The following is a 15,143-nucleotide window of genomic DNA, read 5'->3' as shown; positions in this document are numbered from 1 at the left end:
GACATGTGCCGCGTACGGTCACTTTCATGTCGACGAACGGAAACACGGTGAGCGAGGGCGACGAGAGCAAGGACGCCCCCTACGCGGCCGAGCAGGCCCCCCGCCTCCACTGGGCCAAGGCCGCCCCCGAGGTCTACAAGGCCATGGTCAAGCTGGACGCGGCGGCCGGCCACGGGGTGGACCCGGTGATCCACGAGCTGGTCAAGATACGCGCCTCGCAGCTCAACCACTGCGCGTTCTGCCTGGACATGCACACCAAGGACGCGCTGGCGGCGGGCGAGTCGGTCGAGCGGATCGTGCAGCTCAGCGCCTGGGAGGAGTCCCAGCACTTCTACACCGAGAGGGAGCTGGCGGCGATCGAGCTGACCGAGGCGATCACGGTCCTCACCGACGGCTTCGTGCCGGACGAGGTGTACGCGAAGGCGGCCCGGCAGTTCGACGCGACCGAGCTCGGCCATCTGATCGCCGCCATCACGGTGATCAACGCCTGGAACCGCTTCGGCGTCACCACCCGCATGGTCCCCGGCCACTACACGCCGGGGATGTACAAGTGACCGCGCGCTCCTGGCAGGTTCCGCAAGAGGTCTACCGGGCCCTGGCGGGCGTGAGCGCGGCCGCCAAGAAGACCCTCGACCCGACCCTGACGGAGCTGGTCATGGTCCGTGCCTCGCAGCTCAACCACTGCGCGTTCTGCCTCGACATGCATCTCGACCTCGCGCGCGAGCACGGCGAGACCGAGGGACGGCTCGATCTCGTCGCGGCCTGGCGGGAAGCGGGCGACCGCTTCAGCGAGCGCGAGCGTGCGGCCCTCGCCCTCACCGAGGGCATAACGGTTCTGACCGACGGATTCGTTCCCGACGAGCTGTACGAACTGACGGCCAAGCACTTCGACGAGACCGAACTGGCCCACCTCATCGCCACGATCACCGCCATCAACAGCTGGAACCGGCTGATGGTGGCCCGCCGCACCGCACCCGGAGAGACCGAATGGCACAGCTGACCCCCGTCGCCACCTTCCGCGCCCTGCACCACGGGCGCGCCCTTGGCGACCCCCTGATCCTGCCCGGCCCGTGGGACGCGGCCAGCGCCCGCGTCTTCGAGGAGGCGGGCTTCCCGGCGCTCGCCACGCCGAGCGCGGGGGTCGCCGCGTCGCTCGGCTACGCGGACGGCGAGACGCCCGGGGACGAGATGTTCGCGGCCGTCGCCCGGATCGTCCGGGCCGTCTCCGTACCCGTCTCGGCGGACGTCGAGGGCGGCTACGGCCTCGCCCCCAAGGAGCTGGTGGCCCGGCTGCTCGACACCGGCGCGGTCGGCTGCAACCTGGAGGACTCGGCCGACGGCGTCCTCAAGGAACCGGCGCGCCACGCCGACTGGCTGGCGGAGGTGCGCGCGGAGGCCGGGGACCGGCTCTTCATCAACGCGCGCGTGGACACGTACATCGAGGGCGTCACCGACCTGGACGCGACGATCACGCGGGCGCGCGCGTACGTGGCGGCGGGCGCCGACTGCGTCTACCCGTACGGGGCCCCCGCCGACCACCTGCCGAAGATCGCCGCCGCCGTGCCGGCCCCGGTCAACCAGGTCGGGCTCGCGGACGGCCCGACCCCGCGCCGCCTGGGCGAACTGGGCGCCGCCCGCGTCACGTTCGGCCCGGGCCTCCAGCGCCGCGCGATGAAGGCCGTACGGGAGGTCGCGGAGCAGCTGCGCACGGGCTGAGGAGATACGTCAGCTACGCCAAAAGACCACCCCCGGCGGCCTGGTGGGGCTGCCGGGGGTGGTCTTTTCGGCGTTGCGGCTGCGTCCGGACCGAAGCCCGGATCAGGCCGAACTCAGATCAGGCCGAGCTCAGACAGGCCGAGACTCAGACAGGCCGAGACTCAGATCAGGCCGAGCTCGCGCACCGCGTCCCGCTCTTCCTTGAGCTCCTGCACCGACGCGTCGATGCGGGCGCGCGAGAAGTCGTTGATCTCCAGGCCCTGGACGATCTCGTACTTGCCGTCCTTGACGGTGACCGGGAAGGACGAGATGAGGCCCTCGGGGACGCCGTAGGAGCCGTCCGACGGGATGCCCATGGAGGTCCAGTCGCCCTCGGCCGTGCCGTTGACCCACGTGTACACGTGGTCGATGGCGGCGTTGGCGGCCGAGGCGGCCGAGGACGCGCCACGGGCCTCGATGATCGCGGCGCCGCGCTTGGCGACGGTCGGGATGAAGGTGTCGGCCAGCCACGCCTCGTCGTTGACGAGCTCGGCGGCGTTCTTGCCGGCGACCTCGGCGTGGAAGACGTCCGGGTACTGGGTGGCCGAGTGGTTGCCCCAGATGGTCAGGCGCTTGATGTCCGAGACGGCCGCGCCGGTCTTCTTCGCGAGCTGCGAGATCGCCCGGTTGTGGTCCAGACGGGTCATCGCGGTGAAGCGCTCGGCCGGTACGTCCGGGGCCGCCGCCTGCGCGATGAGGGCGTTGGTGTTGGCCGGGTTGCCGACGACGAGGACCTTGATGTCGTCCGCCGCGTTGTCGTTGATGGCCTTGCCCTGCGGCTTGAAGATGCCGCCGTTGGCGGAGAGCAGGTCGCCGCGCTCCATGCCCTTGGTCCGCGGACGGGCGCCGACGAGCAGCGCCACGTTGGCGCCGTCGAACGCGACGTTCGGGTCGTCGGTGATCTCGATGCCGCGCAGCAGCGGGAAGGCGCAGTCGTCGAGCTCCATGGCGGTGCCCTCGGCGGCCTTCAGGCCCTGCGGGATCTCCAGGAGACGGAGGTTGACCGGCACATCCGCGCCGAGCAGGTGACCGGAGGCGATACGGAAGAGCAGCGCGTAGCCGATCTGTCCGGCCGCGCCGGTGACGGTGACATTCACGGGAGTGCGGGTCATGGCGATCTCCGTTTAGAACAGCAGGTGATGGGGGGTTGCCCCTAGTTCCGGCTATCTCTTCACGTCAAGGTCCCGCTCGGTGCGCGCCCGGACCCGCCGGGGCGATCCCGAACTGAATCTTGACGTGAAGAGATATCCAGCGGTCAGGCTATCCGAACCCGGCCACCTCGAACCCCCACCCCCCTGTGGGACGCCTCACCCCGTCCTCCGGGCGGCTCACTGCGGCACCGTGCAGCCCTTCTTGCCCGAGACGAGGGTGGCGCACGCCTTCGCCGACGCCGGTCCCTCGACCGCGAGCATCTTGGTGTACGCGTCCTTGTCCGCGTCCACCGTCCCACTCCCGCCCGCCGTGGTGCCCGCGCTGATCCGCACCTGGTCGCCGGGCGCGGCCTGCTGGATGCGGGCCCAGGCGGCCTGGCAGGTCTGGCTGTAGCGGACCTGGACCAGCGTGGTGCCGACCTTCGCGGACGACACCGTCTTGGCGAACGCGCCGCCGCACCCCATCACTTCCGGGTCCTGTCCGGTGCAGCTGTCGCGGGCGCACTTCACTCCCGCGGGCAGCGAGGGCGCCGAGGTGCTGGGGGTCGGCGTGGGCTGCGCAACCGCCTTGCCGTCGCCGCCGCCACCGAGATCCGTGAGCAGCACGACCGCGGCGATGACGAGCAGGACGCCCACGACACCCGCCACCACCATCATCAGCCCGCGCCGCCCGCCGGTCCCGGGGCCGCCTCCCTGGCCCCGGTCCGGGCCCTGCGGCGGTACGCCCCGGTCCGGGCCCTGCGGCGGTACGCCCCGGCCCGCGCCCGGCTCGGCCACGGGGACGCCCATCCCGGGCGGACGCGGTGCGGTCGGCAGCGGCTCGGCGGTGCGCTGGGGAGGGCTCTGCGGGCCGCCGCCCCCGGGAGGCGGGCCGAACTCGCCGAGCGCCGCCCGTGCCTGGGATATCCGGATCTGCTCCATCGTCAGGTCGTGGCGCATCTCGGCGCGGCTCCAGGCGCGCTCCGCCAGCTCCCACATGGTGGTCAGATGGATGGGATTGGTGCCGGTGACCTCGGCGAGCGCGACGATCGCGCCCTTGGGCGCGAGCAGCCGTCCACCCAGATAGCGCTCCCACGAGGTCTTGCTGTAGCCGGTGCGGTCGGCGACCGCCGCCAGGCTCAGTCCACTGCGGTCGACCAGCCTGCGCAGCTGGCTCGCGAACTCCCTCACCTGCGGGTCGAGTTCCTCCGGCAGCGCCTTCCAGCGAGCCATGTGCTTCCCCCTTGTCCCCCCATACGTGCCTGATGTGCCCCCGAGACCGGTGCCGCCCCCGACACACCCTTGGCCCCGGTTCCGCCCCCATCCTCCCATCGGGGAGGGATGCCGTCACCAAGGCCCCCGCCGCCCGGAGACGGGCTGTTGCCCGACGCACACACAGTTGCGGAACGGTCACCTCCGAGCCACAGGCCTCCGGTTTCCCTTGCAGCCGCCTTGGCGCGTGCATGACGCTTACGTCCACGGGGGACAGACGGCGCCCGTCGTCCCACGGGGGAGAGGACGGGCGCCGTTCTGTTGTACGTACGGGAGTACGCATCGCCGTACGCGCCCGTTCAGCGCGCGCACGCCGGGGCGCGTGGGTCCGTCAACCCACGGGGAACGTCAGCGCACGGTGAACCGGACCGCGTCCTCCAGGAAGGGGATGTCCAGCCAGGGCTTGGGCTGCGCCACCAGCGCGAGCAGCACGATCAGGACGCCGAGCGAGCCGTACGTACTGATGTCGGTGAACCGGGAGCGCACCGCCAGCATGCCCACCGACGGCAGCATCCAGCGCAGCACACAACCCGCCAGCAGGGCCAGGCCGACGATGATCAGCCCGACCCGGAACAGGTCCACGGAGACGAGCAGCAGCCCGAGCCCGGTCGACCCGAGCACGGTCAGCAGCGGCCACTGGCGCGCGGGCGCGGGCGAGGCCCCGGAGGCCGCCCGCCCGCCGCCCTCGGGCCGCGCGGTGTCCCGCGTGACCGAGGGGAACCGCCGGGAGGCCTTGCGGGGGGCGGGGGTGGCGGCGGCCACGGTCCCGTTGACGGAGGCCCCGGCCCCCGGGGACGGCTGGGCGCCGCTCGCCGGCGGCTCGACGGGGTCGCCCCCGCCGGTGCCGCCGTCCCCCGTACTCGTATCGGCGTCCATGCCTCGGTCCCTTTCCGGTCAGCTCGCGGCTGTGCCGCGCTCCGCCGCTTCGACGACGTTGACCAGCAGCTGGGCGCGGGTCATCGGGCCGACACCGCCCGGGTTGGGCGAGATCCAGCCCGCCACCTCGGTGACCCCGGGGTGCACATCCCCGACGATCTTGCCGTTCTCGTCGCGGCTGACGCCGACGTCGAGGACGGCCGCGCCCGGCTTGACGTCCTCGGGCTTGACCAGGTGCGGCACCCCGGCGGCGGCCACGATGATGTCGGCCCGGCGCAGATGCGCGGCGAGGTCACGGGTGCCGGTGTGGCACTGCGTCACCGTCGCGTTCTCGGAGCGGCGGGTCAGCAGCAGGGGCATCGGGCGCCCGATGGTGACACCGCGGCCGATCACCACGACCTCGGCGCCGTTGATCTCCACGCCGTGCTTGCGCAGCAGCTGGATGATCCCGTACGGCGTGCAGGGCAGCGGGCCGGGCTCGTTGAGCACCAGGCGGCCGAGGTTGGTCGGGTGCAGCCCGTCCGCGTCCTTGGCCGGGTCCATGAGACCGAGGATGCGGTTCTCGTCGATGCCCTTGGGGAGCGGGAGTTGGACGATGTAGCCGGTGCACTCCGGGTCCTCGTTCAACTCCCGGACGACCGCCTCGATCTCCTCCTGCGTGGCGGTGGCGGGCAGGTGGCGCTGGATGGAGGCGATGCCCACCTCGGCGCAGTCGCGGTGCTTGCCCGCCACGTACTTCTGGCTGGCGGGGTCCTCACCGACCAGGACAGTGCCGAGACCGGGGTGGACCCCCCTCTCCTTGAGGGCCGCCACGCGGACGGCCAGATCGGACTTGATCGCTGCGGCGGTGGCCTTGCCATCGAGAATCTGGGCGGTCATGTTTCCCATTCTTCCAGGGCGATACTCGATCACCCAAGTTGCACTTGCACAACACATCCAGCTTCCGGCTGGACAAACTTATGCCTTCTTTAGAACGATGATCTGTGCAGTACCGCGGGCAGTGCCGGGGGGCGGACCGCTCACACACCAACTTTCCTCCGCTCGGGCCGCGTCGTCCCCGCACGGAACAACGGAGGAATCCCGTCATGAGCTTCGGCGACCCGAACAACCCGTACGGCCAGGCACCCCCGCCGCCGCAGGCGCCGCCCGGTTACGGCTACCCGGCCGCGCCCCAGGGCCCACCGCCGCAGCAGCCGTACGGCTACCCGCAGCAGCCCGGCTACCCGGCCTACCCCGGCGGCATGGTGATGCCGCCGCAGATGCCGGGCCTGATGCAGACCGCGCGCGTCTTCCTGTTCATCGTGGGCGCCGTCCAGGCCCTGGTCGGCATCTTCGCCCTGTACGGCGCGGCCGTGACGAACGACGTGTCCAACAAGACGGACGACACCTTCGGCGACACCCCGTTCGGTGACATCGGCCACGCCGCCGCCGGCATCTTCTTCGTGTTCGCTCTCATCTTCCTCGGCCTCACCGCGCTCTCGATCACCCTCGGCGTCCGCCTCTCCAAGGGCTACCAGGGCGTCCGCATCACGACGATGGTCTACGGCATCCTGGGCGCGGTGGTCGGCCTGTTCATCCTGGTCGGCGCCGCGAACGAAAGCTCCTCGGGGGCGCTGATCTCGGCCATCCTGTGGATGGTCTTCGGCGGCATCATGGCGGCGGCCATGATGACCCGCGACGGCGCGGCCTGGTTCAACCGCCCGCGCTACTGAGCCACTTGCCGACGAAAGGCCGCACCCCGCACGCGGGGTGCGGCCTTTCGCGTACACGATCAGTGGAAGAAGTGGCGCGTGCCGGTGAAGTACATCGTCACGCCCGCCTTCTTCGCGGCCTCGATCACCAGCTCGTCACGGACCGAGCCGCCCGGCTGCACGACCGCCTTCACGCCCGCGGCGGTCAGGATCTCCAGACCGTCGGGGAAGGGGAAGAAGGCGTCCGAGGCGGCGTACGAGCCCCGCGCGCGCTCCTCGCCCGCGCGCTCCACGGCGAGCTTCGCCGAGTCGACCCGGTTGACCTGGCCCATGCCGACGCCGACCGAGGCGCCGTCCTTGGCGAGCAGGATGGCGTTGGACTTGACGGCCCGGCACGCCTTCCAGGCGAACGCCAGCTCCTTGAGCTCGTCCGCGGAGAGCGCCTCGCCGGTGGCCAGCGTCCAGTTCGCCGGGTCGTCGCCCTCGGCCTGGAAGACGTCGGTCTGCTGGAGAACGGCGCCGCCGGAGACCGGCTTGAGGTCGCCGGGCTGGTGCGGGGTGCCGTCGACCTTGAGGACGCGGATGTTCTTCTTGCGCGCCAGGATCTCGACCGCGCCGTCCTCGTACGCCGGGGCCGCGATGACCTCGGTGAAGATCTCCGCGACCTGCTCGGCCATGGCCACGGTCACCGGACGGTTGACCGCGATGACACCGCCGAAGGCGGACAGCGGGTCGCACTCGTGGGCCTTGCGGTGGGCGGCGGCGAGGTCGGCGTCGACGGCGATGCCGCACGGGTTGGCGTGCTTGATGATCGCGACGCAGGGCTCGTCGTGGTCGTAGGCGGCCCGGCGGGCGGCCTCGGTGTCCACGTAGTTGTTGAAGGACATCTCCTTGCCGTGCAGCTGCTCGGCGTTGGCGATGCCGCCCGGCTGTCCGTCCGTATAGAGCGCGGCGGCCTGGTGCGGGTTCTCCCCGTAGCGCAGGGTCGACTTGCGTTCCCAGGTCCCGCCGAGGAAGCCGGGCAGTGCGGCGCCCTCCTCGGGCGCGTACACATTGGTCATCCAGGAGGCCACGGCCACGTCGTACGCGGCGGTGTGCTGAAACGCTTCGGCGGCCAGGTGCTTGCGGGCCTCCAGGTCGAAGCCGCCGCTCTCGACGGCCGCGAGCACGTCCGCGTACCGCTCGGGGCTGGTGACGACGGCCACCGACGGGTGGTTCTTGGCGGCGGCGCGGACCATCGAGGGCCCGCCGATGTCGATCTGCTCGACGCACTCGTCGGCGGAGGCGCCCGAGGCGACGGTCTCCTTGAACGGGTACAGGTTGACCACGACGAGCTGGAACGGCTCGACGCCGAGCTCCGCCAGCTGCTCGCGGTGCGCGTCCAGGCGCAGATCGGCGAGGATCCCGGCGTGCACGCGCGGGTGCAGCGTCTTGACCCGCCCGTCCAGGCACTCGGGGAAGCCGGTCAGCTCCTCGACCTTGGTGACGGGCACCCCGGCGGCCGCGATGCGCCCGGCCGTCGACCCGGTGGAAACGAGCTCGACCCCGGCCGCGTGCAGCCCGCGCGCCAGCTCCTCCAGCCCACTCTTGTCATAGACGCTGACCAGCGCGCGACGGATCTCCCGCTTGCTACTCACGGCAACAGAACCTTTCGTCCCTCAATGCGATATCCGTCGCGGGCCAGCCGCCCCACGACGTCGACGAGCAGCCTTCGCTCGACTTCCTTGATGCGCTCATGGAGCGCGTCCTCCGTGTCGTCCTCCCGGACCTCGATCACGCCCTGGGCGATGATCGGGCCGGTGTCGACGCCGTCGTCGACGAAGTGGACGGTGCATCCGGTGACCTTGGCGCCGTACGCGAGGGCGTCACGGACGCCGTGGGCGCCGGGAAAACTGGGCAGCAGGGCGGGGTGCGTGTTGACGACCTTCCCGCCGAACCGGGTGAGGAAGTGCTTTCCCACGATCTTCATGAATCCCGCGGACACGACGAGGTCCGGCGCGTACGCCGCGGTGGCCTCGGTGAGCGCGAGGTCCCAGGCCTCACGGGTGGGGTGATCCTTCACCCGGCAGACAAAGGTGGGCAGACCAGCCTTTTCGGCCCGCTCCAGCCCCACGATCCCGCCCCGGTCCGCCCCCACGGCGACGATCCGGGCGCCGTACCCCTCCGGGTCGGCGGCGATGGCGTCGAGCAGGGCTTGGAGGTTCGTACCGGATCCGGAGACGAGCACGACGAGGCGCGCCGGAGCGGCGGAGGGGGGCGGGGAGGCCACGGCTGGGCCCTTTCTCGCGTACGGGGTGAGGCGTGGTGGGTCGTTGTGCGGGTGCGCGCGCTGCGCCTCGCCGGGCGGGCGGGGCCTGGCGCCCGGCCGGACACCGCCCGCGACGCACACGCACCTTTGTCGGTCCTTCACTGGTCCTTTGTATGGTCATACGAACGAGTCGCCCCCCTTGATACGGGGAACCCTACGAAAGCGCCGACCGTCAGCAACGATACCGGCACACCGAACCGCCCCCACGGGACGGGGGCAGGCCCGGCAGGTAGCGTCTGGGGAGGCGCCGCCCGAGGACGGCGCCGCGAGCGCGTCTGGCCGGGGTCCCGGGCGGGAGCACGGCGGACGTCTGGCCGGACTCCCGGGCGGGAGCACGGCGGGCGTCTGGCCGGACTCCCGGGCGGGAGCGGGCCGGGGCCGACGTGACACCGGACCCGGGCTCAACGCCTGATGCGCGAAGCTTGATGCTCGACACCTAATGCTCGACACGTATTGCTCGACACGTATTGCTCGACACCTAATGCTCGACGAATGCGACCCCCTTGGCCAGGGGTCCGAGGGGAAGACGTTCACCAGATGCCGGACCGACGCGACCAGCCGTTCGCAGAACGCCAGTCCCCCGCGACGACGGATTCGACGGACCCGACGGAGCCGACCGAGCCGATGGACTCGCCGAACTCGCCGAATCCGATGAGCTCGACGACTCCGATGAAGTCGACGAATCCGATGAACTCGACGAACTCGACGAACTCGACGTCGTCGCGGCGGGAGGAAGCCGCGGGCGCCCCGGACGCGCGGGAGGACGGAGTCCGGGGAGAGGGCTCGGCCACCGGCGGTGCGGGGCAGGCGCCGGACGGCAGTGCCGACGGGGGTTCGGACCAGCGCGGGGGCTCGGACCAGCGCGGCGGCTCGGACCAGCGCGGGGGCTCGGACCAGCACCGCGGCTCGGACCAGCGCGGGGGCTCCGACCAGCACCGCGGCTCCGACCAGCGCGGGGGCTCCGACCAGCCGGCCGCCGACGACAATCCGTTCGCGCCGCCGCCGGAGGGGCGTCCGGACCAGCCGTGGCGGCCGCGCCGTCCGGCGGACGGCTCGTCCCCCTGGGGCAGCCAGTGGAGCAGCCGCCAGCCCGGCCCCGGCCAGGGCGGCTTCGGCAACCGCCCCGAGGACCCGGAGCGCGGCTCCGGCCCCGGGCCCGGGCCCGGGCCCGGCCCTGGCCCCGGTTCAGGCCAGAAGCCGCCGCAGGGCCCGGCTCTGCGCTGGGACCCCACGGACCCGGCCCAGCGCCGGGCGCGCTACGCACTGCTCTCGGGCATGTGGGCGTTCTTCTTCGCCCTGTTCGACATGCCGGAGGTCGCGCTGCTGCTCGGCTCCCTGGCGCTGTACTGGGCGATCAGCTCCCTCCGCGCCAAGCCGAAGCCCCCGGAGACGACCCCGGCCCACCCCGCGTCGGCCCCGCCGCCGCCCCCCGCCAAGCCCCAGACGACGGCGGCGGTCACGGGCCTGGTGACGGCGATCCTGTCCCTGTCGATCGTGGCGGCGACGTTCACGATGCAGATCGTGTACCGCGACTACTACACGTGCGTGGACGACGCCCTGACCAAGACGGGCTCCCTGGCCTGCAACGACTTGCTGCCGAAGCCGCTGGTGCCGTTGTTCGGGGTCAAGGAGTAGGGCGAGCACGAGGTGCGGGCGACGGCGGCTTCTTGACGGACCGTCGGGCTGGGCTTCGACGCGTGGCCCGCCGCCAGGGGGGCGCCGCGACGGGCGGGGCGACGGTCGGCGGGGCCACGGCGGCCACGAGAGGCCGGGCTTCGGCCGAGCCGCCCAGCCGCCGCACGACCGGCGGCTGGGCGGGATATCGCCCGCCGCCAGGCGGGTGCCACGACCGGCGAGCCGCAGCCGCCGACGGGGGCGACACCCACCGCCGGAGGCCCCGGGCTTCGCCTTCGCTGCTGCACGGGCGAACGGGTGCCCCGGCGAGCCGCAGCCGCCAACGGGGAGCAACGCACCACCGGAGACCTGAGCCACGCCTTCGCTGCTGAACGGCCGGGCGGGCGGGACGTGCCCGGCCCGCCGCAGGCGGGCGCTGCGACTGGCGAGCCGCAGCCGCCAACGAGGGGCAACCCACCACCAGGCCCGGGCCTCTCCAACCCTGCTGCACGGCCGGGCGGGCGGGACATCGGCCGCCGCAGGTGGGCGCTGCGACCGGCGAGCCGCAGCCGCCAACGAGGAGCAACGCACCACCGGAGACCTGAGCCACGCCTTCGCTGCTGAACGGCCGGGCGGGCGGGACGTGCCCGGCCCGCCGCAGGCGGGCGCCACGACCGGCGAGCCGCAGCCGCCAACGAGGGGCAACCCACCACCAGAGGCCCGGGCCTCTCCAACCCCGCCGAACGGGCGGGCGGGCGGGACATCGCGCCGCAGGCGGGCGCCACGACCAGCGAGCCGCAGCCGCCAACGAGGGGCAACCCACCACCAGAGACCCGGGCCTCTCCAACCCCGCCGAACGGGCGGGCGGGTGGGACATCGTGGCTAGTGGGGTGCCGGGGGCTCGCCCTCCGGTTCAGGGAGGGGGGAGCCCGTCGGCCTGGGTTCACCCGGATCCCGCGGCGCCACCGCCTCCGGCGCGATGGACTCCCTCAGCGCCCCGAGCCCGGGCTCGGGTTCCGGCTCCGGCTCCGGCCGCACCGCAACCTCGGGCCGCTCCCCAATTCCCGGCATCCCGCCCGCCTCAGCCAGCACATCCGGCCCCGACAACCTGCCTGCCTCCGGCAACACACCCGACCCCGGCAGCCCGCCCGGCCCGGGCACCTTGCCCAACCCCGGCGGCACGCCAACCCCCGGCACCCCGCTCAACCCTGGCGGCAAGCCAACCCCCGGCACCCCGCCCGCCTCGGGCGACACACCCGGCGGAGCCAACCCCGGCGGCACGCCAACCCCCGGCACCCCGCCCCCCGCCGCAAGCTCCGGCATCAGCCCGCCCGAAGCCTCCCGCGGCGCAGCCAACCGCATCTCCCGCGCCCCGTTGTCGTGCCACGCCCCCGCCGGCAGGAAGTCGTACGGCTCGAAGTCCCCCGACTCCACCACCTCGCCCTTCCGCCGCCGCCAAGCAAGCCGCGCCCGCCACCGCCGCACCCCGCCCGCCTCACCCCTCCGCCGCCGCCAGGCAAAGCGCGACCACCAGCGCGCCCCGGCCGCACCGGCCGCGCCCCCCGACTCCCCCACCCCAGCCTTCCGCCGCCACCAGGCAAGCCGCACCCACCACCGCCGCACCGCCGCCCGCACGGGCAACCCGCCCGGGGCGGCACCCGAGGCCACCCCCTCACCCCGCACCCCCGAAACCGGCGGCTTCGCCGCCCTCCGCCCCCGCCACCACCGCAGCACCAGCGCCCCCGGCACCCCCACCACCCCCGTCCACACCAACGCCGCCCCTCCCGTCCGCCACCACACCGGGCCCAGCGCCGCCAGGCGCTCCGTGCCCAGGGGGCCGCCCGACAGCGCGGACAGGAGCGCGAGCGCCACCCCGCACGCCGCCGCCCCGTACGCCGCCGCCAGCGCCGTCTCCCCGCGCCCCCACGCCTCGTCCGTCGCCCGCCGCGCCGTCCACCACCCGACCGCCAGCCCGGCCAGCACCGGCAGCGCCGCCGCCGACCACGTCAGCCAGTTCCCGTGCGACTCCGTCGGCAGCGCGCTCAGCAGCGGGAAGTGCGGCACCGCCGAGGTCCCGGCCACCCCGAGCGGCGTCGCCACCGCGCCCGCGCCGAGCACGAACCCCGGCCCCAGCCCGTACGCCGCCCCCCACACCGCCGCGTTCGGCACCAGCGCCAGCCCCAGCAGCGCCACCGCGAGCCGCCCCGGCCAGTCCTCCGCCAGCCGCACGAACGCGTCCTGGGCCTCGCCGATGTGCCACACCAGCGCCGTCCCGGCGAGCAGCGCCCCGCCCGCCAGCAGCACCGCCACCCCGGCTGACCCGGCTCGTACAACCGTATTCGTACGACGATGGACCAGCACCCGGCGGACCACCCCGGGCACCCAGCCGGGCAGCGGCGCGCGCGGGCGGCCGTACGCGGTCCACAGCCCGGCCGCCGCCGCGCCCGACGCCACCAGGGTCAGGTGCAGCGCGGCGCTGAAGGGCGCGGCGGGCAGCGGCCCGTCGGACGCGTACAGCGCCGCCGCCGCGCCCACCACGAGATACCCGCAGGTCAGCGCCGCGAAAGCAGCCCACACGGGCGGCAGCCCCGCAGCCTCCTCCGGCGCCGCCTCGTCCTCCCCCTTGTCGTCCCCCCCGTCGCCCTCGTACGCCAGTGCGTCCCGCGCCGCCCGGTGCGCCAGCCACACCGGCAGCCCGACGAGCAGCAGCGGCACGATCCCCACCGGAGCGGGCACGCCGCTGAGCGTGTCGGGTCTGACCAGTTGCGTTCCATGGGCGAGCAGCCACAGCGAGGCAGCCGCGCGCAGCACGCCGCCGGGCCCGCTGTCGGGGTAGGGCGAGCTGATCCACACCACCGTCACCAGCACGGCGAGCGCGCCGAGGCCGAGCCCCGCCGCCATCGCCCCGCGCAGCGCGCAGGTGGCCAGTACGGACGAGCGGCCCTGGGCCGCCGGCAACATCAGGCCGCGATCGCTCACTTGTGTCACGCCGCCATGCTGCCAACGACACGCGCTTTCTCCGCGTAAGCAGGAAAATGCCCGCCGTGTCGCCCAATATATGTTTATGTACTTTTCCGCTCGGGGTAAGGCTGCGGGCGGTACGGCCGTCTCGGCCTTCGCGGGGAGTCCTGGGAGCCCTTCATGACAGAGCGCACGTCCGACACCGGTGCCTCCATGTCGCCGCCGCCCCTGCCCCCGGCCCCGAACCCGGCCTCGGACCCCGACCCGAACCCGGAGGAACAGGCCGTCATGGGTTCCGGCGGGGCCCCGCCGGAACCCGACGGGCACGCCGACGCCCCGTCGGCCCCGGATACGCAGGCCGGTCCGGGCGCGGGCGCCACCCCCGCCACCCCCGCGACCCCGGTCGCACCCGCCACCCCTGCCACCCCTGCCACCCCTGCCACCCGCATCAAACCCGGCACGCCCGCCAAGCGCCTGGGCACCTACCGCCCCCGCTCCGCCGCGAAGCGCGCCGCCAAGCCCCCGGCCCCGGCGCCGGTCCGCCACGACGCGGCCCACACCCATGGCCCCGTGCCGGTACCGGCCCCCGCGCTCGACGGTGCGCCCTCTCTCCCCGCCGAGGCGGACGAGTCATCCCCGGACCCGTCCCCGGCTCCAGCTGCGGCCTCGCCCGACGCGGTCCCCGCCCCCGAGCCTCCCCATCCCGTCTTCGAGACCCCCGCCGACGCCTTCGACGCGCTGTACGCCGCCCACTGCACCCTTCTCGTACAGCAGACGTATCTGCTCACCGGGCGGCGGCGGCTGGCGAAGAAGGCCGTCAAACGCGCCTTCCACCTCGCCTGGCAGCGGTGGCCCGAGGTCGCGACCGACGCCGATCCGGCGGGGTGGGTACGGGCGGCGGCGCACGAGTACGCCCTCTCCCCCTGGCACCGCTTCCGCCGCGCGCACAAGCACCCCGACCACCCCCCGGCAGACCCCGAGCTACGTAGGCTGCTGCGCGCGCTGCTCGATCTGCCGCCCGCGTACCGCCGTACGCTCCTGCTCTACGACGGACTAGGCATCGACCTGCCCGAGACCGCCGCCGAGACCGAGGCCAGCACCCCGGCCACCGCGAACCGGGTGCTGCACGCCCGCGAGGCCGTCGCCTTCCGGGTGCCGGAGTTCGCCGCGGCCACCACCCCGGAGGCGCTGGCCGCGCTGCTGCGGCGGCGCATCGGCGAACTCGCCCTCGCCGAGCCGCGGGCCGTGCCCCGGCTGCCGGGCCCCCGGCGCGTACGCCGCGGCGGCGAGCGCCGCATCCGGGTCTGGACGCGCGCCGCCGTCGCCCTCACCGCCGTCATCGTCGGCGCGACGGCCTTCACGCTCTCCACCGCGCCCACCCGCTACATCCCGCCGGTCTCCCCGGGGCAGCGCATCGGCGGCGTCCCGCTCCAGAGCGGCCCGCAGCGGCAGAGCGAGGTGGACTTGGAGCTCCACCGCAAGCTGCTCGAAGAGCCCGCCCACGGGCCGGAACGGCTGGTTCCGCAGATCCGCTGA

Annotated in this window: 13 protein-coding genes; 6 read left to right on the top strand and 7 right to left on the bottom strand. The window is 73.6% G+C overall.

Annotated elements, in window-relative coordinates; genetic code table 11:
- Nucleotides 1-26: 26 nt before the first annotated feature.
- The 3 genes from AB0G17_RS21175 to AB0G17_RS21165 are packed head-to-tail and all read left to right on the top strand — an operon-like array spanning nt 27 to nt 1,716.
- The gene (locus tag AB0G17_RS21175) at nt 27-554 is read left to right on the top strand and encodes a carboxymuconolactone decarboxylase family protein (protein ID WP_361384765.1); all 528 of its coding nucleotides are present in this window, start codon (nt 27-29) and stop codon (nt 552-554) included.
- The gene (locus AB0G17_RS21170; protein WP_361384762.1) at nt 551-1,000 is read left to right on the top strand and encodes a carboxymuconolactone decarboxylase family protein; all 450 of its coding nucleotides are present in this window, start codon (nt 551-553) and stop codon (nt 998-1,000) included. The genes AB0G17_RS21175 and AB0G17_RS21170 overlap by 4 nt, the downstream gene beginning before the upstream one ends.
- Nucleotides 997-1,716 carry an isocitrate lyase/phosphoenolpyruvate mutase family protein gene (locus tag AB0G17_RS21165; protein WP_361385129.1) on the top strand — a complete coding sequence of 240 codons (720 nt, stop codon included), beginning with the start codon at nt 997-999 and terminating at the stop codon, nt 1,714-1,716. The genes AB0G17_RS21170 and AB0G17_RS21165 overlap by 4 nt, the downstream gene beginning before the upstream one ends.
- A gap of 161 nt (nt 1,717-1,877) precedes the next feature.
- Here the strand turns inward: AB0G17_RS21165 and AB0G17_RS21160 are convergent, their stop codons facing one another.
- From AB0G17_RS21160 to AB0G17_RS21145, 4 genes are all read right to left on the bottom strand, one after another.
- Nucleotides 1,878-2,867 carry a malate dehydrogenase gene (locus AB0G17_RS21160; protein ID WP_361384759.1) on the bottom strand — a complete coding sequence of 330 codons (990 nt, stop codon included), beginning with the start codon at nt 2,865-2,867 and terminating at the stop codon, nt 1,878-1,880.
- A gap of 216 nt (nt 2,868-3,083) precedes the next feature.
- A complete protein-coding gene (locus AB0G17_RS21155) occupies nt 3,084-4,118 on the bottom strand; it encodes a DUF2690 domain-containing protein (RefSeq protein WP_361384756.1) in 1,035 nt (344 codons plus the stop codon).
- A 387-nt stretch (nt 4,119-4,505) separates the two neighbouring features.
- Complete coding sequence (locus AB0G17_RS21150) at nt 4,506-5,033, bottom strand: DUF3017 domain-containing protein (RefSeq protein ID WP_361384753.1); 528 nt, start codon at nt 5,031-5,033, stop codon at nt 4,506-4,508.
- An 18-nt stretch (nt 5,034-5,051) separates the two neighbouring features.
- Nucleotides 5,052-5,912 (bottom strand): bifunctional methylenetetrahydrofolate dehydrogenase/methenyltetrahydrofolate cyclohydrolase, encoded by an 861-nt coding sequence (locus tag AB0G17_RS21145; protein ID WP_361384750.1) that lies wholly within the window; start codon nt 5,910-5,912, stop codon nt 5,052-5,054.
- Nucleotides 5,913-6,118: 206 nt separating this feature from the next.
- Between AB0G17_RS21145 and AB0G17_RS21140 the strand changes: the two genes are divergently transcribed.
- Complete coding sequence (locus AB0G17_RS21140) at nt 6,119-6,745, top strand: hypothetical protein (protein ID WP_361384747.1); 627 nt, start codon at nt 6,119-6,121, stop codon at nt 6,743-6,745.
- Nucleotides 6,746-6,804: 59 nt separating this feature from the next.
- On the opposite strand, the gene purH is transcribed toward AB0G17_RS21140, so the two are convergent.
- Nucleotides 6,805-8,361: a bifunctional phosphoribosylaminoimidazolecarboxamide formyltransferase/IMP cyclohydrolase gene (gene purH / locus AB0G17_RS21135; RefSeq protein WP_361384744.1), complete on the bottom strand. Its 1,557-nt coding sequence runs from the start codon at nt 8,359-8,361 to the stop codon at nt 6,805-6,807.
- Nucleotides 8,358-8,993, bottom strand: a complete 636-nt coding sequence (gene purN / locus AB0G17_RS21130; RefSeq protein WP_361384741.1) for a phosphoribosylglycinamide formyltransferase — start codon at nt 8,991-8,993, stop codon at nt 8,358-8,360. The genes purH and purN overlap by 4 nt, the downstream gene beginning before the upstream one ends.
- A gap of 576 nt (nt 8,994-9,569) precedes the next feature.
- Between purN and AB0G17_RS21125 the strand changes: the two genes are divergently transcribed.
- Nucleotides 9,570-10,667 (top strand): hypothetical protein, encoded by a 1,098-nt coding sequence (locus tag AB0G17_RS21125; RefSeq protein WP_361384738.1) that lies wholly within the window; start codon nt 9,570-9,572, stop codon nt 10,665-10,667.
- Between the two features lie 861 nt (nt 10,668-11,528).
- On the opposite strand, the gene AB0G17_RS21120 is transcribed toward AB0G17_RS21125, so the two are convergent.
- Complete coding sequence (locus tag AB0G17_RS21120; protein ID WP_361384735.1) at nt 11,529-13,634, bottom strand: DUF6350 family protein; 2,106 nt, start codon at nt 13,632-13,634, stop codon at nt 11,529-11,531.
- Between the two features lie 153 nt (nt 13,635-13,787).
- Here AB0G17_RS21120 and AB0G17_RS21115 point away from each other — a divergent pair, with 153 nt between their 5' ends.
- The gene (locus AB0G17_RS21115; RefSeq protein ID WP_361384732.1) at nt 13,788-15,143 is read left to right on the top strand and encodes a DNA-directed RNA polymerase sigma-70 factor; all 1,356 of its coding nucleotides are present in this window, start codon (nt 13,788-13,790) and stop codon (nt 15,141-15,143) included.

This window comes from Streptomyces sp. NPDC023838 (assembly GCF_040639555.1).
GTDB lineage: Bacteria > Actinomycetota > Actinomycetes > Streptomycetales > Streptomycetaceae > Streptomyces.
The sequence above is the reverse complement of the archived record's forward strand: the minus strand, read 5'-3'. Positions and strand labels throughout refer to the sequence as shown.